Here is a 20,178-nt window from a genome sequence, read left to right on the forward strand (position 1 = left end):
CTATGATCTGATCTCAGCGGTTTCCAAAAAAAGTCTTGACAAATCCAAAACGCCTGATAAAATATGCTTAAATTATTTTATTTAAAAATTTTTAAGTAAAATGATTTAACTAAATTTTTTGAATTATTTTGTGAGGAGCATTATCATGGATTTTGAGAAGATTAAGGATATCATTGTGGAGACCCTGAGCTGCGACGCCGACAAGGTGACCCCCGAGGCCCGTCTGGCTGAGGACCTGGAGGCCGATTCCCTGGCCGCCGTGGAGCTGTCCATGGCTCTGGAGGAGGCCTTCGGCGTGACCATCGCCGACGAGGACCTGCCCAACATGAAGACTGTGGGCGACCTGATGAAGTACATCGAGGATCACGCTGAGTAATGAGGAAGAAAACGGGCATCGGTGCAAACCGATGCCTTTTTTCCGAAAGGAGCCGCTATGACCAACCAAGAGATCTTTGAGCTGATGACCCGCTTTGACCAGAGCGGCATCACCACCTTCAAGCTGACCACCAAGGACTGCACCCTGGAGCTGGGCAAGGGCGCCGCCGTCCTCCCCGCCGCTCCCGCCGGTGTAGCCGCTCCCGCTGCCGCCGCCCCTGCGCCTGTCCCCGCGGCTCAGCCCGAGGGCCCATGCATCACCGCCCCCCTGGTGGGTACCTTCTACGCCGCCTCCGCTCCCGATGCCGCTCCCTTTGTCCAGGTGGGCGACAAGGTAAAGAAGGGGCAGACCGTCTGCCTCATGGAGGCCATGAAGATGATGAACGAGGTCCACGCCCCCTGCGACTGCACTATCGAGGCCATTCTCCAGGAGGATGGGGCCCTGGTGTCCTTCGGGGACCCGCTCATTCGCTACCGGGAAGGGTGATTCCATGTTCAAGCGTATTTTGATCGCCAACCGGGGCGAGATCGCCGTCCGGGTCTTCCGGGCCTGCCGGGAGCTGGATATTGAGCCCGTTGTGGTCTACTCCCAGGCTGATTCTGAGGCCCTCCACGTCCAGCTGGCGGAGCAGGCCTGGTGCATCGGTCCCGCCCGCTCGGCGGACAGCTACCTCAATGTGGACGCCATCCTCACCGTGGCCCAGGCCACGGGATGCGACGCCATCCACCCCGGCTACGGCTTCCTGTCGGAAAACGCCGACTTTGCCGACGCCTGCGCCCAGGCGGGCATCGCCTTCATCGGCCCTTCCGGCAACGTGATCCGGGCCATGGGCAACAAGGCCGCCGCCCGCAAGCTGATGGTGGCCGCCGGCGTACCGGTGGTCCCCGGCTCCGACGGGGCGGTGGACACCGCCCAGGAGGCCAAGGCTCTGGCCGATTCCATCGGCTACCCCGTCCTCATCAAGGCCGCTGCCGGCGGCGGCGGCCGGGGCATGCGCCGGGTGTTTGAGCCCGACCAGCTGATCCCCCTCTTTGAGGAGGCCCGCAGCGAGTCGGTGGCCTGCTTCGGCAGCGGGGAGATGTATCTGGAGAAGCTGATCCTCAACCCCCGGCACATTGAGTTTCAGATCCTGGCCGACAAAGAGGGCCATGTGATCCAGCTGGGGGACCGGGACTGCTCCATCCAGCGGCGCAACCAGAAGCTGCTGGAGGAGTCCCCCTCCAAGGCCCTCACTCCCGAACTGCGGGAGAAGATGGGGGCCGCCGCCGTGGCCGCCGCCAAAGCTGCCCACTACGAGAACGCCGGCACCATCGAGTTTGTACTGGATCAGGAGGGCAATTTCTATTTCATCGAGATGAACACCCGTATCCAGGTGGAGCATCCGGTCACCGAGCTGGTTACCGGTATGGACCTGGTGCGGGAGCAGATCCGCATCGCCGCCGGCCTGCCCCTGTCCTGCACCCAGGAGGATGTGGTGCAGAAGGGCCATGCCATCGAGTGCCGCATCAACGCCGAGGACCCGGCCAACGACTTCCGCCCCTGCCCCGGCAAGATCGACTTCGTCCATCTGCCCGGCGGCTTCGGCGTGCGGGTGGATACCGGCCTGTACACCGGCTACACTCTGCCCCCCTACTACGACTCCCTGATGGCAAAGCTCATCGTGTTCGCCCCCACCCGACTGGAGGCCATCCGTCGGATGCGCCGGGCCCTGGAGGAGCTCATCATTGAGGGACCCGCCAACAACACCGATCTGCTCCATCAGATCATGCACCACCCCGACTTCATCCGGGGCAACTACACCACCGGCTATCTGGAGGCCAACATGGACACCCTGCTGGCCTGGAGCCGCAGCGGAGAGGAGGAAGCTAAGGCATGAGCAACGTCTTTGCCCAGCGGCGTCAGAAGCTGCTCAACCTGAAGGCCCTCCGGGGCAGCTCCCCCGCTCCCGCCCACACCGAGGAGACCTGTCCCGCCTGCGGCGGCACCTTCCGCCGCCGCGACCTGGTCATGGCCCGGTACGTCTGCCCCCTGTGCGGCCACCACTACCCTGTAGGGGCCTACTACCGGCTGAGCCTGGTGCTGGACAAGGGCACCTTCCGGGAGCTGGATGCCCCTCTGTCCTCCAACGATCCCCTGTCCTTCCCCGGCTACGCCGCCAAGCTGGAGGGGGCCCGCCGCCGCACTGGCATGAATGAGGGCGTAGTCACTGCCACCGGCCGCATCCACGGCCAGAAGGTGGCGGTGGGCGCTCTGGACAGCCGGTTTTTCATGGGCAGCATGAGCGCCGCCCTGGGCGAGAAGGTCACCCGGCTGGTGGAGTACGCCGAAAAATATAAGCTGCCCCTCATCCTCTTCTCCGCCAGCGGCGGAGCCCGGATGCAGGAGGGCATTCTGTCTCTGATGCAGATGGCCAAAACCTCCGCCGCCCTGGAGCGCTTCTCCCGCAAGGGGGGGCTGTACATCTCGGTGCTCACCCATCCCACCACCGGCGGCGTCACCGCCAGCTTCGCCAGCCTGGGGGACATCATGCTGGCCGAACCCGGCGCCCTCATCGGCTTCGCCGGTCCCCGGGTCATCGAGCAGACCATCGGCGAGAAGCTGCCCGAGGGCTTCCAGAGTGCCGAGTACCTGCTGGAGCACGGCTTCCTGGACGCCATCGTCCCCCGGGCCCATCTGCGGGACACTCTGATCCAGCTGCTGAAACTCCACGGAAAAGGAGGGAGCGACCGTGGCAAATAATCTTACCCCCGCCCAGCGGGTGGCCATGGCCCGCCATCAGGAGCGGCCGGGCACCGCAGATTTTATCGCCGCCCTCTTCACCGACTTCTTTGAGCAGCGTGGCGATCGTCTGTGCGCCGACGACGGCAGCATTTTGGGGGGCGTGGCCCTCTTCCACGGCCAGCCGGTCACCGTCATCGGCCACCGGAAGGGCCGCACCCTGGAGGAGCATCTGGCCTACCACTTCGGCATGCCCTCCCCCGAGGGCTACCGCAAGGCCCAGCGGCTGATGGAGCAGGCGGAAAAATTCCGCCGCCCCGTCATCACCTTCATCGACACCCCCGGCGCCTACCCCGGCCTGGAGGCCGAGGCCCGTGGCCAGGGGGAGGCCATCGCCCGCACCCTGGCCCTCTCCTCCGCCCTCACCGTTCCGGTGATCTCGGTGGTCACCGGTGAGGGAGGCAGCGGCGGCGCCCTGGCCCTGGGCGTGGGCAACAAGGTCCTCATGCTGGAGAACGCCGTCTACTCCGTCCTCTCCCCCGAGGGCTTTGCCGCCATCCTGTGGAAGGACTCCTCCCGCAGCGACGAGGCCTGCGACGTGATGAAGCTCACCGCCGCGGACCTCTTGGAGCTGGGCGTCATTGATGCCGTCATTCCCGAGCCCGCCGAAGGAGCCCATACCAATCTGCACGGCGTGTGCAAGGCGCTGGACGCCGTGCTGGTGAAGGAGCTGTCCGCCCTGAACAAGATGAACGGCCAGGCGCTGGCCGCACAACGCTATAAAAAATTCCGCCTGATGGGCAGTAAGGCCCTGAGAAAGGAGCGCCCATGAACGGAATCAAACTGCTGAGTACCGGTTCCGCCCTGCCCCGGCAGGCGGTAACCAATGACGATATGGCCAAGATCGTGGAGACCAGCGACGAGTGGATCGCCGCCCGCACCGGTATCCGCAGCCGCTACCACTGCACCGACGGCGAGAGCCACACCACCCTGTGTCTGGCCGCCGCCAAGCAGGCTCTGGATCGCTCCGGCATCGGCCCGGAGCAGATCGGGGTGTGTATCGTGGCCACCCTGTCCCAGGACTTCCTCACCCCTGCCGCCGCCTGTATCCTTCAGCGGGATCTGGGCTTTCCGGAGGACACGGTGTGCTTTGACCTGAACGCCGCCTGTTCCGGCTTTGTATACGGCCTGCACACGGCAGAGTGCCTGCTGGCCGCTTCCGCCCGGAAGTACGGCCTCGTCGTGGGCGTGGAGGCTCTGAGCCGCATCATCGACTTTACTGACCGAGGCACCTGCGTCCTCTTCGGGGACGGAGCCGGCGCCGCCGTGGTGGAGTGGCGGGAAGACTATCCCTCCCTCCACGCCGTGCTGGGCTGCCGGGGCAACCAGGATGCCCTCTATGTGCCCGGCGCCAATGCCCCCGTTCCCTCCTACATCCACATGGACGGCAAGGCGGTGTTCCGTTTCGCCGTGGAGGCTCTCCCCCGCTGCGCCAAAGAGGTGGCAGCGAAGGCGGGCATTACCCTGGACGATGTGGACCGCTTTGTGTTCCACCAGGCCAATCAGCGCATCATCGACTTTGCGGTGAAGAAGCTGGGGGCTGATCCCGCCAAGTGCACCGGCAACATCGCCCGCACCGGCAACACCTCCGCCGCCAGCGTGCCCCTGCTGCTGGATGAGCTGGTCACCTCCGGCCAGCTGACCTCCGGCCAGAAGGCCCTGTGCGTGGGCTTCGGCGGGGGACTGACCTGGGCGGGAGCGCTTTTGGAATTGGCATAAGGAAACAGGCGACCTTTATGGCCGTCCGTTGTTAGATAAGGAGTCTTCCATGAAATTGAACGAACTTCTGGGGATCGAATTCCCCATTATTCAGGGCGGCATGGCCAATGTGGCCACCGGCGCTTTCGCCGCAGCCGTATCCAATGCCGGCGCTCTGGGCCTCATCGGCTCCGGCGGCATGGATGCCGACGCCCTGCGCCGTGAGATCCAGGCGGCCAAGTCCTCCACCAACAAGCCCTTCGGCGTCAACCTGATGCTGATGAATCCCCACATCGAGGACCTGGCCAAGGTCGTGGTAGAGGAGGGCGTCCAGGTGGTGACCACCGGCGCCGGCAACCCCGGCAAGTACGTCCCCGCCTGGAAGGAGGCCGGCATCAAGGTCTTCCCCGTGGTGGCCGCTCCCATCCTGGCCAAGCGGCTGGAGCGCTACGGCATTGACGGTGTCATCGCCGAGGGCACCGAGAGCGGCGGCCACGTAGGCGAGATGACCACCATGGCCCTGGTGCCCCAGGTAGTGGACGCGGTAAGCGTGCCTGTCATCGCCGCCGGCGGCATTGCCGACGGCCGTCAGATGGCCGCTGCCTTCGCCCTTGGGGCCTGCGGCGTGCAGATCGGCACCTGCCTGCTGGCCAGTGAGGAATGCCCCATCCACGACAACTACAAGCAGGCCGTGGTGAAGGCCGGCGCCAACGATACCACCGTCACCGGCCGCACCGGCGGGGCCCCCGTCCGGGTGCTCAAGAATAAGATGGCCCGGGAGTACCTGCGCATGGAGAAGCAGAACCTGCCCCTGGAGGAGATGGAGAAGCTGACCCTGGGCTCCCTCCGCCGGGCCGTATTCGACGGCAATCTGGACACCGGCAGCTTTATGGCCGGGCAGGTGGCCGGTATGGTGAAGGAGGTCCGCCCTCTGCGGGCCATTTTTGAAGATATGATGAGCGGCTGTCAGGCCGTTGTGAAAGGACTGAACCTATGAGCCTCGCATTTTTGTATGCCGGACAGGGCAGCCAGCACCCCGGCATGGGAGCTGACCTCTATGAGACCTATCCCATGTTCAAGCAGGTGCTGGACAGCGCTGACGTGGATTTTGACCTGAAGACGGTGTCCTTTACCGACCCCGACGGGGTGCTGAACCAGACCCAGTACACCCAGCCCTGCATGGTGGCCTTTGCCGCCGGCATGACCGCCATCCTCTCTGAGCTGGGCATCCGTCCCGACTACGCCGCCGGTCTCAGCCTGGGCGAGTATTCCGCTCTCCAGGCCGCCGGGGTATTCACCCCTGCCCAGGCCATCTCCCTGGCCGCCTTCCGGGGCAAAGCTATGGCCTCCGCCTGCGCCGGTATGGCCTGCGGCATGAGCGCCGTGCTGGGGCTGGACCGGGAGAAGCTCCAGCAGGCCTGCGACCAGGCCTCCGACCTGGGCGTGGTGGAGATCGCCAACTACAACTGCCCCGGCCAGCTGGTCATCGGCGGTGTACAGGCCGCCGTGGACAAAGCCGCCGCATTGGCCCGCGAGCTGGGCGCCAAGCGCTGCCTGCCCCTGAAGGTCAGCGGTCCCTTCCACACCTCCCTGCTGCGTCCCGCCGGCGACGCTTTAAGGGAGAAGTTCCAGGAGATCACCTTTGGCCAGATGGCCTTCCCGGTGCTCTTCAACTGCCTGGGCCGGGAGATGGGGGAGAACGACACCATCCCCGCCCTGCTGGAAAAGCAGGTCCAGTCCTCCGTCTACATGGAGGACACCATCCGCCGGCTGGAGGAGCTGGGGGTGGACACCATCGTGGAGATCGGTCCGGGCAAGGCTCTCAGCGGCTTTGTGAAGAAGACCGCTCCCTCCATCAAGACCTACGCCGTGGAGACCTGCGCCGATGTGGTGGCCCTCTCCGCCGCTTTGAAAGGATAACTGTATGAGCATGAATGGAAAGATCGCCGTGGTCACCGGCGGCAGCCGGGGCATCGGCAGGGCCATCTGTCTGGAGCTGGCCCGCCGGGGCGCCAGCGTGGTGTTCTCCTACGCCGGCAACACCGCCGCCGCTGAGGAGACCCTGGCCGCCCTCAAGGAGCTGGGAGTGGAGGCCCGTGCCGTTCAGGGCAGCGTGGCCGACCCCGCCGCCGTCAAGGCCCTGATGGATACCGCCGTGAAGGAGCTGGGCGGCCTCCACATCCTGGTAAACAATGCCGGCATCACCCGGGACAACCTGGCCATGATGCTGAAGGAGGAGGACTTCGACGCGGTCATCGAGACCAACCTGAAGGGGGCCTTCCTGTGCATGAAGGCCGCTGCCCGGCCCATGATGAAGGCCCGCTACGGCCGCATCATCAACCTCAGCTCGGTGGTGGCCCTGCGGGGCAACCCGGGCCAGATCAACTACTGCGCCAGCAAGGCGGGAGTCATCGGCATGACCAAGTCCCTGGCCAAGGAGCTGGGCGGACGGGGCGTCACCGTCAACGCGGTGGCCCCCGGCTACATCGCCACCGACATGACCGCCGCCCTGCCCGAGGCCGCCCGGGAGGCCATGCTGTCCACCATCCCCGCCGGCCGGGCCGGCACCCCCGAGGATGTGGCCGCCGCCGTGGCCTTTCTGGCCTCTGACGAGGCGTCCTACATCACCGGGCAGGTCCTGAGTGTTGATGGCGGCATGGGTATGTGAGGAGGAACAAGATCAATTATGGAAAAACGCAGAGTAGTCATTACCGGCATGGGGACCGTCAATCCCCTGGGCCATAACCTGGCCGACACCTGGCAGGCCGTGAAGAACGGCGTCTGCGGCATTGCCCCCATCACCCACTATGACGCTTCCGCCCAGAAGGTCCATCTGGCCGCCGAGGTGAAGGATTGGGACCCCACCACTGTGCTGGATAAGAAGGAAGTGCGCCACATGGCCCGCTACTCCCAGCTGGCCATGGCCTCCGCCAAGGAGGCGGTGGCCGACAGCGGTCTGGACCTGGAGTCCCTGGACCGCACCCGCTGCGGCGTCATCGTCTCCAGCGGCGTGGGCGGCATCGCCATGACCGAGAGCGAGCAGATGCGCTGCTCCGAGAAGGGCTTTGACCGGGCCTCCCCCTTCTACATCCCCTCCACCATCGCCAACATGGGCGCAGGCCTCATCGCCATCGCCTTCGGCTTCCAGGGCATGTGCACCTGCCCCGTCACCGCCTGTGCCGGCGGCTCCAACGCCGTGGGCGACGCCTTCCGTCACATCCGGGACGGCTACGCCGAGGTGATGCTGTGCGGCGGCGCCGAGGCCGCCGTCACTCCCCTGTCCATCGGCGGCTTCACCTCCATGCGGGCCCTCCATGTGGGCGACGACCCCAACCGGGCCTCCATTCCCTTTGACGCCCAGCGTTCCGGCTTCGTGCTGGGTGAGGGTGCCGCTATCCTGGTGCTGGAGGAGTACGAGCACGCCAAGGCCCGGGGGGCCAAGGTGTACGCCGAGGTGGTAGGCTACGGCTCCACCTGCGACGCCTATCACATGACCGCTCCCGCCCCCAATGGGGAGGGCGGCGCCCGGGCCATGGCCCAGGCTCTGGCCGACGGCGGCGTGGCCCCTGAGCAGGTGGGCTACATCAACGCCCACGGCACATCCACACCCCTGAACGACTCCGGCGAGACCGCCGCTATCAAGACCGTGTTCGGCGACCACGCCTACAAGCTGGCGGTGAGCTCCACCAAGTCCATGACCGGCCACATGCTGGGCGCCGCCGGTGCGGTGGAGGCCATCTTCTCCGCCCTTACCCTGAAGGACGGCTTCCTGCCCGCCACCATCCACTATCAGGAGCCCGATCCCGCCTGCGATCTGGACTATGTGCCCAATGAGGGCCGTCAGGCTCAAGTGGAGTACGTGCTGTCCAACTCTCTGGGCTTCGGCGGCCACAATGCCTGCGTCCTGTTCAAGAAGTGGGAGGGCTGAGCGCGATGGAACTCAACTCCAACCAGATCGCAGAGATCCTGCCCCACCGCTACCCCTTCGCCCTGGTGGACCGCATTGTGGACGGGGAGTCCGGCAAGTGGGCCAAGGGCATCAAGTGCGTCACCGTCAACGAGCCCTTCTTCCAGGGCCATTTCCCTCAGTACCATGTGATGCCCGGGGTGCTCATTATTGAAGCTCTGGCTCAGGTGGGAGCGGTAGCTATGCTCTCCCTGCCGGAAAACAAAGGAAAGCTGGGCTTCTTCGGCGGCATCAAGAACGCCCGGTTCCGCCGCCAGGTCATCCCCGGCGACGTGCTGGAGCTGGAGTGCGTCATCACCAAGCAGAAAGGCCCCGTAGCCGTGGCAGAGGCCAAGGCCACGGTAGACGGCGTCCTGGCTGTGTCGGCGGAACTCACCCTCGCCCTGGGTAAGGATTCCTGATTGCCCTTCCCTCCGCTTTTTGTTATAATAATGCGTACTGAACAAAGCCGAAAGCCTTGGAAGCCGTGGCTTTCAAGGCCATTTGGCTTTGTTCAAGGCGCAAGGTTTTTGGAGAAAATTCTTCAAAAACCTTGCACCTTCCGCTGATGCGCTGAGGCGCACCAGCGGAAATACGCATTGTAACAATGGCTGAATTCCATAAAAGCGGCTCCTTGAACCGTTTTATGGAATTGCGCGGCTACCGCCGCGCGAATAAACCGATTTACGGTTTATTCAGCAGACATTATAATACCGTTGAAAAAGATATTGTTTTGCGGAGGCGCGGGCATGCTGGAAGAAAAATTTGAGATTGTGTATACGAAATTCAAACTTCATTTTTACCAGGAGATCTTTGAGCGCTTTCAGAACCGGGAGGCCAGCCTGACCACGGTGGAGACCTTCGCCATGGAGACCATTCAGGCCCTGGGGTCCCCCACCATCAATGAGTTTGCCTCCTTCATGCGCATTTCTCCCCCCAACGCGGCCTACAAGATCAACAGCCTCATCCGCAAGGGCTATGTACGGAAGATCCAGTCGGAGCACGACAAGCGGGAGTACCACTTGATCGTGACCGAGAAGTACAAGGAGTACTACAACGTCAGCAGTGACTATGTCCACGTGGTCACCGAGCGAATGAGAGAGCGGTTTACCCCCGACGAGTGCGCCAAGCTGGAAGAGATGCTCACCATCATCAGCAAAGAGCTGATGCCGGAGATCCAGCTGGGCTCCGCTGAGGCCTGAGATCTTCAAACCAGTGGCTTTGCCACTGGTTTGAGTAAGATACAGTCTGCCGCGCGCAGAATCTGTCCGCTAAAAGCGGCCAGATTCCACACTTGCAGCCTGAGAAGTGTTTTCAGCCACGCACATGTCCTGGCTGAAAACAGCTTTAAACTTTTTTCGCGCCTGCGGGCGCGAACTCTGCGAGGCTTCATATGCCGGAAAGCATTCACCAAATGAAAAAAGGACGTGCTGCGATTTGCAGCACGTCCTTTTTGTCATTCAATATCCAGTTCCGGCGGCACGTCGATCTGGTCGGAGACGTACTTGCCGTTCTTTTTCCGCTGGCGGACACATTCCGTGAGCAGATACTCGATCTGTCCGTTCACTGAGCGGAAATCGTCCTCCGCCCAGGCGGCGATGGCCGCATAGAGCTTGGGGGACAGGCGCAGAGGCACCTGCTTCTTGCCGTCGCCTGCCATATCAGTACAGGCTGCCGGAGTTGACCACCGGCTGGGCGTCCCGGTTGCCGCAGAGCACCACCAGCAGGTTGGACACCATGGCGGCCTTCCGCTCCTCGTCCAGTTCCACCACCTGCTTCTCGCTGAGCCGCTCCAGGGCCATCTCCACCATGCCCACGGCGCCGTCCACGATCATCTTGCGGGCGTCAATGATGGCGCTGGCCTGCTGGCGCTGCAGCATGACCGCGGCGATCTCGGGGGCGTAGGCCAGGTAGGTGATGCGGGCCTCAATGATCTCCAGACCGGCCTGGGCCACCTTGCTCTGGATCTCCTCCTTGATGCGGGCGGCCACCACCTCACTGGAACCCCGCAGGCTGCCCTCGTCGGCCACACCGTCGCCGGTGGTGTCCACGTTGGGGGCCACATCGTAGGGGTAGATGCGCACGATGTTGCGCAGGGCGCTGTCGCACTGGAGGGACAGGTACTCCTTGTAGTTGTCCACATCAAACACCGCCTTGGCGGTATCCACCACCCGCCACATGACGGCGATGCCGATCTCCACCGGGTTGCCCAGGCAGTCGTTGATCTTCTGCCGGTTGTTGTTCAGGGTCATGATTTTCAGGGAGATCCGCTTGCCCCCGGCCTGGGCCTCCGCCTTCTTCTCCGCCTTACCGCCGTCCACATCGCCGCTCTGGTTCAGCTTGGTCTGGGCCGCGGGATTGACGCCGGAGCAGAAGGGGTTGACGTAGTAGAAGCCCTCCCCCTTCAGGGTACCGATGTACTTGCCGAACAGGGTGAGCACCAGGGCCTCCTGAGGCTTGAGCACCTTCAGGCCGCACAGGAAGATCCAGCCCAGGGCCAGCCAGGCGATACACACTGCCATTACCGTGATAGCCAGCGGGTCGGGACCGCCGAACCAGGCGGACTCGGCGGCCTCCTCCCGGATGGCGGCCCACACCAGAGCCACAACAGCTACCACATACAGGGCCAGAATGAGCAGCAGCATGGGCATACCCTTCTTCTTACCCTCCAAAATCTTCTCTTTCATATGAGCACCTCCGCTCTCCTTTTGATATCAAAATCATATCACTTAAATATCTTCCTGTCAATCTATTTTGTTAACACTCTGTAAAACTTTTTTTATTTGGTTTTACTATAATCTTTTCAGAAAAATTTCAGAATGGGAAGGTATTCTTGTAGCAGCAAACCTGAATCCACACAAGAAAGGAACCTGCAGATGCGAGTTTTGATTGTAGAAGACGAACGGCGGCTGGCGGAGGCCCTGGGACAGGTCATGGCTGAGCAGCGCTATCAGGCCGATGTGGTATACGACGGGGCGGACGGCCTGGACTACGGCCTCACCGGGCAATACGACGTCATTATCCTGGACGTGATGCTGCCCAAGCTGGATGGTTTTGAGGTGGCCAGCCGACTGCGCCACGCCCATGTGTCCACCCCCATTCTGATGCTCACCGCCCGGGACGAGATGCCCGACAAGATCGCCGGTCTGGACCACGGGGCGGACGACTACATGACCAAGCCCTTTGATATCGGGGAGCTGCTGGCCCGGGTGCGGGCCCTCACCCGCCGCCAGGGGGAGGTCATCGGCGAACAGCTGGTGGCCGGAGATCTGACCCTGGAGCTGTCCACCCGCTGCCTGCGGTGCGGCTCCAAGTCGGTGCGGCTGGGCTTCAAGGAGTTTGACGTGCTCCGGCAGCTGATGGTCCACCCCCGCTCGGTGGTCCCCAAGGAGGACATCATCGCACGGGTATGGGGTCTGGAGTCGGACGCCGAGGACAACAATGTGGAGGTATATATCTCGTTTCTCCGAAAGAAGCTGACCTTTTTGGAGTCCACGGTGGGTATTGGCACCGTACGCAAGGTGGGCTACTATCTGGAGGTGCCTGTCACATGATCCGGCGGCTGCGATAGCGCTTTATTCTCATCAATCTGCTGCTGGTAGGCCTGGTGCTGACGGTGGTGCTGGTGCTGCTGCTGGCCTCCAACGCCCGGCGGCTGGAGAATCAGAGCACCGCCGCCCTTTACATGGTACTCAGCCGCCAGGATGGCGAGAACGCTCCCCGTTTTGAGTTCAATGTGCCTCCGTTGGAACAGAAGGACGGAGACGATGACCGCAACGCTTCCCTGATCCCCGTCTTCTCCGTTACCGTGGAGGGCGGACAGGCCACAGATATCAACGACGGCGGTCAGGTGGATGTATCGGAGGAAACCGCCGGGCAGGCCGCTCAGGAGGCACTGGCTACCGGACAGGATTATGGGGTGCTCCCCAGCCTTGGCCTGCGCTTTCTCATGGAGCACACTCCGGAGGGGACCACCCGCATCGCCTTTGCCGACCAGACCTGGGAGCGCAGCACCATGCGCACCCTGGTGCTCTCCTGCCTGCTGATCTGGCTGCTGGCTATGGCCGCCTTTTTCTTTGTGGGACTCTTCCTCTCCTCCCTGGCCCTCCGGCCGGTGGAAAAGGCCTGGAAGCAGCAGCGGCAATTTGTGGCCGATGCCTCCCATGAGCTCAAGACGCCACTTACTGTCATTTTGGCCAATATCGGCATCGTACTGGCTCACCCGGACGAGCCGGTGTCCACCCAGGCCAAGTGGCTGGACTATACCCAGGAGGAGGCCCGGCAGATGAAGGGGCTGGTGGAGGACCTGCTTTTTCTGGCCAAGTCGGACAACGCCCGGCTGACCGCCCACCCCACCCAGGTGGATCTGTGCCAGCTGGTCCAGGGCTGCCTGCTCCCCTTTGAGCCGGTGGTCTTTGAGGCGGGGGTGACCCTGGAGTCCAAGCTGGAGCCCGGCCTGACCCTGACGGGAGACGAGCTTCAGCTGCGGCGGCTGGTCCGCATCCTGCTGGACAACGCGGTCAAATACGTCGGCCCCCCAAACCCCGCCGTCACTGTCACCCTGGCCCGGCAGCAGGACAAGCTGCGCCTCACCGTCCACAACACCGGCGATCCCATTCCTCCGGAACATCTTCCCCACCTGTTCGAGCGCTTCTACCGGGCGGACGCCTCCCGGAACCGGAGCCAGGGAGGCTACGGCCTGGGACTGGCCATTGCCCGGAGCATTGTGGAGACCCACCGGGGAAAGATTTCCGTGACCAGCACCGCCGCCGTCGGCACCACCTTCACCGTCCTGCTCCCCCGGCGGTAGGCTTGTATTTTGGTCCGGTTTCCCGTATACTGGTGGCAATACGTGTACGAGGTGGATTATGGATCTCTGCAACAGCAATGATATCAAGGCCCTGCTGGGCCGACACGGCTTCCGCTTTTCCAAGAGTATGGGCCAGAACTTTCTCATTCAGGGCTGGGTCCCCCGGGACATTGCCGACGCCTCGGGGGCCGACCAGACCTGCGGCGCCCTGGAGATCGGCCCGGGCATCGGCCCCCTCACCGTCCAGCTGGCCCAGCGGGCGGGCAAGGTGGCCGCCATTGAGCTGGACCGGGACCTGCTGCCCATTCTGGGGGAGACCCTGGCCCCCTATGACAACGTGACCGTCATCCCCGGGGACGCCATGAAGCTGGATCTGGCCGCCCTGGCGGCAGAACAGTTCCCCGGGCTTACCCCGGTGGCCTGCGCCAATCTGCCCTATAACATTACCACCCCCGTCATCACCGCCCTCATTGAGGCGGGCTGCTTTGCCTCCATCACGGTGATGATCCAGCGTGAGGTGGCCAAACGGATCTGTGCCGATCCCGGTACCAGCGATTACGGCGCCTTCTCCCTCTTCTGCCAGTATTACACCACCCCCGAATACCTGTTTGAGGTTCCCCCGGAGTGCTTCCTGCCCGCCCCCAAGGTGACCTCGGCGGTGATCCGCCTGGTCCCCCGGACCGAGCCGGTCCAGACCCTTGTGGATGAAAAACGGTTCTTCCGGGTGGTGAAGGCCTCCTTTGCCCAGCGCCGCAAGACCCTGCTCAACGGCCTGTCCGCCGCCTTCGGCGACAAGCTGAGCAAGGAGCAGCTTCGGCAGGCCATGGCCGCCGCCGGACTTCCTGAGGAGGTCCGCGGGGAGAAGCTGGGCATCCCGGAATTTGCCGCTCTTGCCCATGCCATCCAGGCTCTGGAGGGTTGATCTCCCGGTGCGCAAAAAGGCAGATTGAAACTGCGAAGAAGCAAAATTGCAAAATCCCGCGGTATAGAGGAATTGACATTATAACCAATTTTGTGTATGATTGTCCCATAGCATTTGTCAGTTCCGGGGGTTGTCCGCCCCATCGGAGCCCCTGAGCGATCAAAATGGGAAAGAGGTCATGCATTATGGCAAACATTGATTTGAATCAATACGGCATCACCGGCGTCACTGAGATCCTCCATAACCCCTCCTACGAGGTTCTGTTCCAGGAGGAGACCCGCCCCGACCTGGAAGGCTACGATAAGGGCCAGGTCACCGATCTGGGCGCCGTTAACGTCATGACCGGCATCTACACCGGCCGTTCCCCCAAGGATAAATTCATCGTTATGGACGATACCTCCCGGGATACCGTGTGGTGGACTTCCGACGAATTCAAGAACGATAACAAGCCCGCCTCCCAGCAGGCGTGGGACACCTGCAAGCAGCTGGCCATCCAGGAGCTGTCCAACAAGAAGCTGTATGTCATGGATGTGTTCTGCGGCACCAACAAGGATACCCGCATGGCCATCCGCTTCATCATGGAGGTGGCCTGGCAGGCCCACTTCGTGAAGAACATGTTTATCCAGCCTACGGAGGAGGAGCTGGCCAATTTCCAGCCCGACTTCATCTCCTACAACGCCTCCAAGGCCAAGGTGGAAAACTACAAGGAGCTGGGTCTCAACTCCGAGACCGCCGCCATCTTCAATCTCACCTCCCGGGAGCAGGTCATCCTGAACACCTGGTACGGCGGCGAGATGAAGAAGGGCATGTTCTCCATGATGAACTACTTCCTGCCCCTGAAGGGCATGGCCTCCATGCACTGCTCCGCCAACACCGATATGAACGGCGAGAACACCGCCCTGTTCTTCGGTCTGTCCGGCACCGGCAAGACCACCCTGTCCACCGATCCCAAGCGTCTGCTCATCGGCGATGACGAGCACGGCTGGGATGACAACGGCGTCTTCAACTTTGAGGGCGGCTGCTACGCCAAGGTCATCAACCTGGATAAGGAGTCCGAGCCCGACATCTACAACGCCATCAAGCGCAATGCCCTGCTGGAGAACGTCACCGTGGACGAAAACGGCCACTGCGACTTCGACGACGATTCCGTCACTGAGAACACCCGTGTCTCCTATCCCATCGACCACATTGAGAAGATCGTCCGTCCCGTCTCCGCCGGCCCCGACGCCAAGAACGTGATCTTCCTGTCCGCCGACGCCTTTGGCGTGCTGCCCCCCGTGTCCATTCTGACCCCGGAGCAGACTGAGTATTACTTCCTGTCCGGCTTCACCTCCAAGCTGGCCGGTACCGAGCGCGGTATCACCGAGCCCACTCCCACCTTCTCCGCCTGCTTTGGCCAGGCCTTCCTGGAGCTCCACCCCACCAAGTACGGCGAGGAGCTGGTGAAGAAGATGGCCAAGTCCGGCGCCAAGGCCTACCTGGTCAACACCGGCTGGAACGGCACCGGCAAGCGGATCTCCATCAAGGACACCCGGGGCATCATCGACGCCATCCTGGACGGCTCCATTCTGAAGGCGGAGACCAAGACCATCCCCTACTTCAACCTGGCCGTTCCCACCGCGCTGCCCGGGGTGGATACCAATATTCTGGACCCCCGCAATACTTACGCCGATCCCGCGGAGTGGGATACCAAGGCCAAGGATCTGGCCGCCCGCTTCGTGAAGAACTTTGCCAAGTACACCACCAACGACGCTGGCAAGGCTCTGGTAGCTGCCGGTCCTAAGGTGGACTGAGCCCTTTCCATATATCCTTTGGTCGTCCCCGGTGCCTTCACGCACCGGGGACGTTTTTTGATGCGCAGGCCTCCCTTCTCCCGCATAGCATGGAGAAAAGGAGGTTATTTCTATGCCTATCATCTACCTCTCCCCCTCCACACAGGAGAACAACCTGTACGTCAACGGCGGCACGGAAGAGGAGTGGATGAACCGCCTGGCCGATGCCATGGAGCCCTACCTCACCGCCGCCGGTATCCGCTTTTCCCGCAACACCCCGGACATGACCGCCCTGTCCTCCATCCGGGCCTCCAACGCGGGCAACTACGATCTCCACCTGGCACTCCACTCCAACGCCGCTCCTGAGGAGCAGTACGGCCAGGCCCGTGGTATCCTGGTTTTCTACTACCCTGGTTCCGCCGAGGGCAAGCGAGCCGCCCAGCTCATTGCCAACGGCCTGAAGACCATCTACCCTCTGCCCAACAAGGTGCGGGCCGAGTCCACCACCTCCGTTGGCGAGGTGCGCCGGGTACGGGCCCCCTCCGTCTTTCTGGAGCTGGGCTACCACGACAACCCCGACGACGCCGCCTGGGTCCAGAACAACCTGGACGCCATCGCCCGCAACATCGTCCTCTCTCTGACGGAGTACTTTGGTCTGCCCTTCCTGGAGCCCCAGTTCCCCCGCCCCGCCGTGGTGGACGTCTCCTGGGGCTATCTGAACATCCGGGATAAGCCCGCCGCCACCGCTGCCGTGCTGGCCAAGGCCTATGACGGCACCCGCCTCACTGTCCTGAATCAATGGGAGGACTGGTATGTGGTAAAGCTGGACGGCATGGTGGGGTGGGCCAACAGCGCCTTTATCACGCTGCTGTAAACTCATTCGCTCGTTCATAATTCGTTCACAGTAAGTTCCAAAAGGGTTCACCACTTCAAGCGGGAATCTGTTATCATAAGAAGCGTCAGGATACCAAAGATAACAAAGACATGACTCCTCCTCTCTTCTCTCTTTTCAACGCACAACCCACTGTCTCCCGCAGGGCGGCAATCGCTCCCTGCGGGGACAGACCAAAACTTCCGCGCCTCTGCTTTCAGGGGCGCGTTTTTTGATGCCCGCTGTATCCTTTTCCCCCGGGCTGGCTATACTGAGAAGGCAGACCTGCCCGAGGAGGTGATACGATGGCTTACGTGGACCCGGCGATCCGCCCCCAGTTTGACTCCATGCCGCCCCACCTGCGGGAGCACATTCTCGGCATGGGCGTCCGGCTGGAAACCATGTCCGACCTGATGGGCTGCCTGGAGCGCATCATCGCCGAAGAGGGGGATAAGTAGGGCCTCCCCAAAATATTTTGAGAAATTTCAATTTTCCTCTTGCATTCTGTCACAAGCTGTGCTAATATAATTAAGCTGTCAGCAAGAGAGTAAGTCTCCCACTGATATGCGGCTGTAGCTCAGTTGGATAGAGTGTTTGGCTACGAACCAAAAGGTCGGGGGTTCGAATCCCTTCAGCCGTACCAGGAAAGGCAATCACTTCGGTGGTTGCCTTTCCTATTTTTATTTCTGTCTTTTCCGTTCGGAAGCGCTTGACAAGCGGGTTGCGCCGTGCTATAGTTCTGCATATCAAATCGGACGGACAATCGTCCGCCGCATAGCGACAAGGGAAGTCCACAGGAAAAAGCCGCAAGGCTTGCCGAAGGAGCAAAACTCTCAGGTGTTTCCCCCGGGAAATGAGGACTGTGGATGGATGTGGCTCTGGAGAAGTCCCCTCAGCGGGGATGCCGAAGGTGCAACGTGCGCTCGCAGCACGAATCTCTCAGGCAAAAGGACAGAGTGGATCGCAGCGACATCCGGCTCAGGCCGGATGTCTTTGTGCTGTATTTCAGGGCCAGACCGCGGTGTGTGCGGTTTGGTCCTTTTCTTTGCCGCAATCCCAAAGGAAAGAGGAGAGTACAATGGAATGGATCGAAGGACTGGTGGGTGCGGTGAACACCGTGCTGTGGGACTATGCGCTGCTGTTTCTGCTGGTGGCCACCGGTATCTACTTTACGGTACGGCTGGGCTTCGTCCAGCTGCGTAAGTTCGGGGAGGGCATGCGCCGGCTGTTCGGCGGCTTCTCCATGAAGGGGGCCCGGGCAGGCAAGGAGGGCATGTCCTCCTTCCAGGCCCTGACCACCGCCATCGCCGCCCAGGTGGGCACCGGTAACATCACCGGCTGTGCCACCGCCCTCTACTCCGGCGGCCCCGGCGCCATCTTCTGGATGTGGCTGTCCGCCTTCTTCGGCATGGCCACCATCTACTCCGAGGCCCTGCTGGCCCAGAAGTTCCGCACCGTGGATCAGGACGGCCACGTCACCGGCGGCCCCATCTACTACATCCGGGCCGCCTTCCAGGGAAAGTTCGGCAAGTTCCTGTCCGGCTTCTTCGCCGTGGCCATCATCCTGGCCCTGGGCTTCATGGGCAACATGGTCCAGTCCAACTCCATCGGCGACGCCTTCCACACCGCCTTCGGTATTCCCAAGCTGGCGGTGGGCATCGTGGTGGCGGTCATTGCCGCCTTTATCTTCCTGGGCGGCGTACAGCGCATTGCCTCCTTCACCGAGAAGATCGTCCCCATCATGGCCCTCTTCTACATCGTAGGCTGCATCGCCATCCTGTGCATCAACCACAGCGCCCTGCTCTCCGCCCTGCGCTCCATCTTCGTGTGCGCCTTTGATCCCCAGGCGGTGCTGGGCGGCGCTCTGGGTCTGACCATGCGGGAGGCCATGCGGTACGGCGTGGCCCGGGGTCTGTTCTCCAACGAGGCCGGCATGGGCTCCACCCCCCACGCCCACGCCATGGCCAAGGTGGACAAGCCCCAGGATCAGGGCATCATCGCCATGATGGGCGTCTTTATCGACACCTTCATCGTGCTCACCCTGACGGCGCTGGTCATTCTGTCCTCCGGCATGCTCCAGCCGGTGAACGGCCCCCTCCAGGGCACCGCCCTGGCCCAGGCCGCCTTCAACGCCGCCTTTGGCTCCTTCGGCAACGCCTTCGTGGCCATCTGCATGCTGTTCTTCGCCTTCTCTACCATCATCGGCTGGTATTTCTTCGGCGAGCTCAACGTGAAAGCCCTCTTCGGCAAGGGGGCCGTCAAGGTATATGCCGTCATTGTGGTGGCCTTCATCGTCATCGGCTCGGTCCAGAAGGTGGATCTGGTGTGGTCTCTGTCCGACATGTTCAACGGGCTTATGGTGCTGCCCAACCTGATCGGCCTGCTGGCCCTCAGCTCCCTGGTGGTCAAGATCAGCCGGGGCAGCGACAGCCTGCATCGATAAGATAAAAACAAGCCCCCCGGCTATACCGGGGGGCTTGTTTGCTTATTGGTTCAGAAACTCCATGGGGTCCACGCTCTGGCCGTCCTGTGCCACACTGAAGTGCAGGTGGCCGGGCAGAGCGCTCTCGGCAATGGCAGTTTCTCCCACCGAGCCGATCACATCTCCCACGGTGACCACATCCCCTACCTCCACGGTGGGTACGGCCGCCAGGTTGGCGCAGGTGGTGGTCAGGTTGCCGCCGTGGTCGATCACCACGGTGGTGCCCATCATCACGTCCTGGATCACCTCCGTGACCACGCCGGAGGCAGGGGCCCGCACCTGGTCCCCTACAGCGGCAGCGATGTCCACACCGTCGTGGGTGCGCCAGTCACCCATGGTGGCGTCATAGGCCAGCGCCTCTACCGTATAGCCCGTCAGCACCTCCCCCTGTACGGGCCAGGAGAGGGACGTGGGCGCGCTGGCCTATGACGCCACCATGGGTGACTGGCGCACCCCCGACGGTGTGGACATCGCTGCCGCTGTAGGGGACCAGGTGCGGGCCCCTGCCTCCGGCGTGGTCACG

The 20,178-nt window shown here is 62.5% G+C and carries 22 protein-coding genes, 1 tRNA gene and 2 riboswitches; of the genes, 20 read left to right on the top strand and 3 right to left on the bottom strand.

Annotation, left to right across the window (positions count from 1 at the left end; all coding sequences use genetic code 11):
• Positions 1–145 precede the first annotated feature (145 nt).
• The 12 genes from acpP to B5G34_RS16155 all read left to right on the top strand — a co-directional run bounded on the left by acpP (position 146) and on the right by B5G34_RS16155 (position 10,000).
• Positions 146–376, top strand: a complete 231-nt coding sequence (gene acpP, locus B5G34_RS16100) for an acyl carrier protein (protein ID WP_087339930.1) — start codon at positions 146–148, stop codon at positions 374–376.
• Between the two features lie 57 nt (positions 377–433).
• Positions 434–862 (top strand): acetyl-CoA carboxylase biotin carboxyl carrier protein, encoded by a 429-nt coding sequence (gene accB, locus B5G34_RS16105; protein ID WP_087339933.1) that lies wholly within the window; start codon positions 434–436, stop codon positions 860–862.
• Positions 863–866: 4 nt separating this feature from the next.
• Positions 867–2,252: an acetyl-CoA carboxylase biotin carboxylase subunit gene (accC, locus tag B5G34_RS16110; RefSeq protein ID WP_087339936.1), complete on the top strand. Its 1,386-nt coding sequence runs from the start codon at positions 867–869 to the stop codon at positions 2,250–2,252.
• Positions 2,249–3,115 (top strand): acetyl-CoA carboxylase, carboxyltransferase subunit beta, encoded by an 867-nt coding sequence (accD, locus tag B5G34_RS16115; RefSeq protein WP_087339939.1) that lies wholly within the window; start codon positions 2,249–2,251, stop codon positions 3,113–3,115. Before accC ends, accD begins: the two co-directional genes overlap by 4 nt.
• Positions 3,105–3,926: an acetyl-CoA carboxylase carboxyltransferase subunit alpha gene (locus B5G34_RS16120; RefSeq protein ID WP_087339943.1), complete on the top strand. Its 822-nt coding sequence runs from the start codon at positions 3,105–3,107 to the stop codon at positions 3,924–3,926. The genes accD and B5G34_RS16120 overlap by 11 nt, the downstream gene beginning before the upstream one ends.
• A complete protein-coding gene (locus tag B5G34_RS16125; RefSeq protein WP_087339946.1) occupies positions 3,923–4,873 on the top strand; it encodes a beta-ketoacyl-ACP synthase III in 951 nt (316 codons plus the stop codon). Before B5G34_RS16120 ends, B5G34_RS16125 begins: the two co-directional genes overlap by 4 nt.
• A 49-nt stretch (positions 4,874–4,922) precedes the next feature.
• Positions 4,923–5,849 carry a DUF561 domain-containing protein gene (locus tag B5G34_RS16130; RefSeq protein ID WP_087339949.1) on the top strand — a complete coding sequence of 309 codons (927 nt, stop codon included), beginning with the start codon at positions 4,923–4,925 and terminating at the stop codon, positions 5,847–5,849.
• Positions 5,846–6,772: an ACP S-malonyltransferase gene (gene fabD / locus B5G34_RS16135; protein ID WP_087339953.1), complete on the top strand. Its 927-nt coding sequence runs from the start codon at positions 5,846–5,848 to the stop codon at positions 6,770–6,772. The genes B5G34_RS16130 and fabD overlap by 4 nt, the downstream gene beginning before the upstream one ends.
• A gap of 4 nt (positions 6,773–6,776) precedes the next feature.
• A complete protein-coding gene (gene fabG, locus B5G34_RS16140; RefSeq protein WP_087339956.1) occupies positions 6,777–7,520 on the top strand; it encodes a 3-oxoacyl-[acyl-carrier-protein] reductase in 744 nt (247 codons plus the stop codon).
• A gap of 18 nt (positions 7,521–7,538) precedes the next feature.
• Complete coding sequence (gene fabF / locus B5G34_RS16145; protein ID WP_087339959.1) at positions 7,539–8,780, top strand: beta-ketoacyl-ACP synthase II; 1,242 nt, start codon at positions 7,539–7,541, stop codon at positions 8,778–8,780.
• Between the two features lie 5 nt (positions 8,781–8,785).
• Positions 8,786–9,220 carry a 3-hydroxyacyl-ACP dehydratase FabZ gene (gene fabZ / locus B5G34_RS16150; protein ID WP_087339962.1) on the top strand — a complete coding sequence of 145 codons (435 nt, stop codon included), beginning with the start codon at positions 8,786–8,788 and terminating at the stop codon, positions 9,218–9,220.
• A 327-nt stretch (positions 9,221–9,547) separates the two neighbouring features.
• Positions 9,548–10,000, top strand: a complete 453-nt coding sequence (locus tag B5G34_RS16155) for a MarR family transcriptional regulator (protein ID WP_087339965.1) — start codon at positions 9,548–9,550, stop codon at positions 9,998–10,000.
• A gap of 254 nt (positions 10,001–10,254) precedes the next feature.
• Here the strand turns inward: B5G34_RS16155 and B5G34_RS16160 are convergent, their stop codons facing one another.
• Both B5G34_RS16160 and B5G34_RS16165 read right to left on the bottom strand, forming a co-directional pair.
• Positions 10,255–10,458: a PTS ascorbate transporter subunit IIC gene (locus tag B5G34_RS16160; RefSeq protein ID WP_087339969.1), complete on the bottom strand. Its 204-nt coding sequence runs from the start codon at positions 10,456–10,458 to the stop codon at positions 10,255–10,257.
• 1 nt (position 10,459) lies between these two features.
• Positions 10,460–11,485 (bottom strand): SPFH domain-containing protein, encoded by a 1,026-nt coding sequence (locus B5G34_RS16165; protein WP_087339972.1) that lies wholly within the window; start codon positions 11,483–11,485, stop codon positions 10,460–10,462.
• Positions 11,486–11,674: 189 nt separating this feature from the next.
• On the opposite strand from B5G34_RS16165, the gene B5G34_RS16170 reads away from it, so the two are divergent.
• The 8 genes from B5G34_RS16170 (at position 11,675) to B5G34_RS16200 (ending at position 19,616) form a co-directional block, all read left to right on the top strand.
• The gene (locus tag B5G34_RS16170) at positions 11,675–12,352 is read left to right on the top strand and encodes a response regulator transcription factor (protein WP_087339975.1); all 678 of its coding nucleotides are present in this window, start codon (positions 11,675–11,677) and stop codon (positions 12,350–12,352) included.
• A gap of 53 nt (positions 12,353–12,405) precedes the next feature.
• Positions 12,406–13,608, top strand: a complete 1,203-nt coding sequence (locus B5G34_RS16175; RefSeq protein WP_242957092.1) for a HAMP domain-containing sensor histidine kinase — start codon at positions 12,406–12,408, stop codon at positions 13,606–13,608.
• Between the two features lie 58 nt (positions 13,609–13,666).
• Entirely contained in the window at positions 13,667–14,530 is an 864-nt protein-coding gene (rsmA, locus tag B5G34_RS16180) for a 16S rRNA (adenine(1518)-N(6)/adenine(1519)-N(6))-dimethyltransferase RsmA (protein ID WP_087339979.1), read from the top strand.
• A 185-nt stretch (positions 14,531–14,715) separates the two neighbouring features.
• On the top strand, positions 14,716–16,323 hold the full coding sequence (gene pckA / locus B5G34_RS16185) for a phosphoenolpyruvate carboxykinase (ATP) (RefSeq protein WP_087339982.1): 1,608 nt from the start codon (positions 14,716–14,718) through the stop codon (positions 16,321–16,323).
• 112 nt (positions 16,324–16,435) lie between these two features.
• Positions 16,436–17,176, top strand: coding sequence for an N-acetylmuramoyl-L-alanine amidase (locus B5G34_RS16190; protein WP_087339985.1), 741 nt, complete (start codon positions 16,436–16,438; stop codon positions 17,174–17,176).
• 302 nt (positions 17,177–17,478) lie between these two features.
• The gene (locus tag B5G34_RS18825; protein WP_162609502.1) at positions 17,479–17,631 is read left to right on the top strand and encodes a hypothetical protein; all 153 of its coding nucleotides are present in this window, start codon (positions 17,479–17,481) and stop codon (positions 17,629–17,631) included.
• Between the two features lie 108 nt (positions 17,632–17,739).
• Positions 17,740–17,816, top strand: a tRNA-Arg gene (locus B5G34_RS16195).
• 141 nt (positions 17,817–17,957) lie between these two features.
• A riboswitch (glycine riboswitch) is annotated at positions 17,958–18,046 on the top strand.
• Positions 18,047–18,049: 3 nt separating this feature from the next.
• Positions 18,050–18,130: riboswitch (glycine riboswitch) on the top strand.
• 121 nt (positions 18,131–18,251) lie between these two features.
• A complete protein-coding gene (locus B5G34_RS16200) occupies positions 18,252–19,616 on the top strand; it encodes a sodium:alanine symporter family protein (protein WP_087339988.1) in 1,365 nt (454 codons plus the stop codon).
• Positions 19,617–19,658: 42 nt separating this feature from the next.
• Here B5G34_RS16200 and B5G34_RS16205 read toward each other — a convergent pair whose 3' ends face one another.
• On the bottom strand, positions 19,659–20,036 hold the full coding sequence (locus B5G34_RS16205; RefSeq protein WP_242957093.1) for a M23 family metallopeptidase: 378 nt from the start codon (positions 20,034–20,036) through the stop codon (positions 19,659–19,661).
• Positions 20,037–20,178: the final 142 nt, after the last annotated feature.

The sequence above is a fragment of the Flavonifractor sp. An82 genome, assembly GCF_002159265.1.
In the GTDB taxonomy this organism is placed as follows: domain Bacteria; phylum Bacillota; class Clostridia; order Oscillospirales; family Oscillospiraceae; genus Flavonifractor.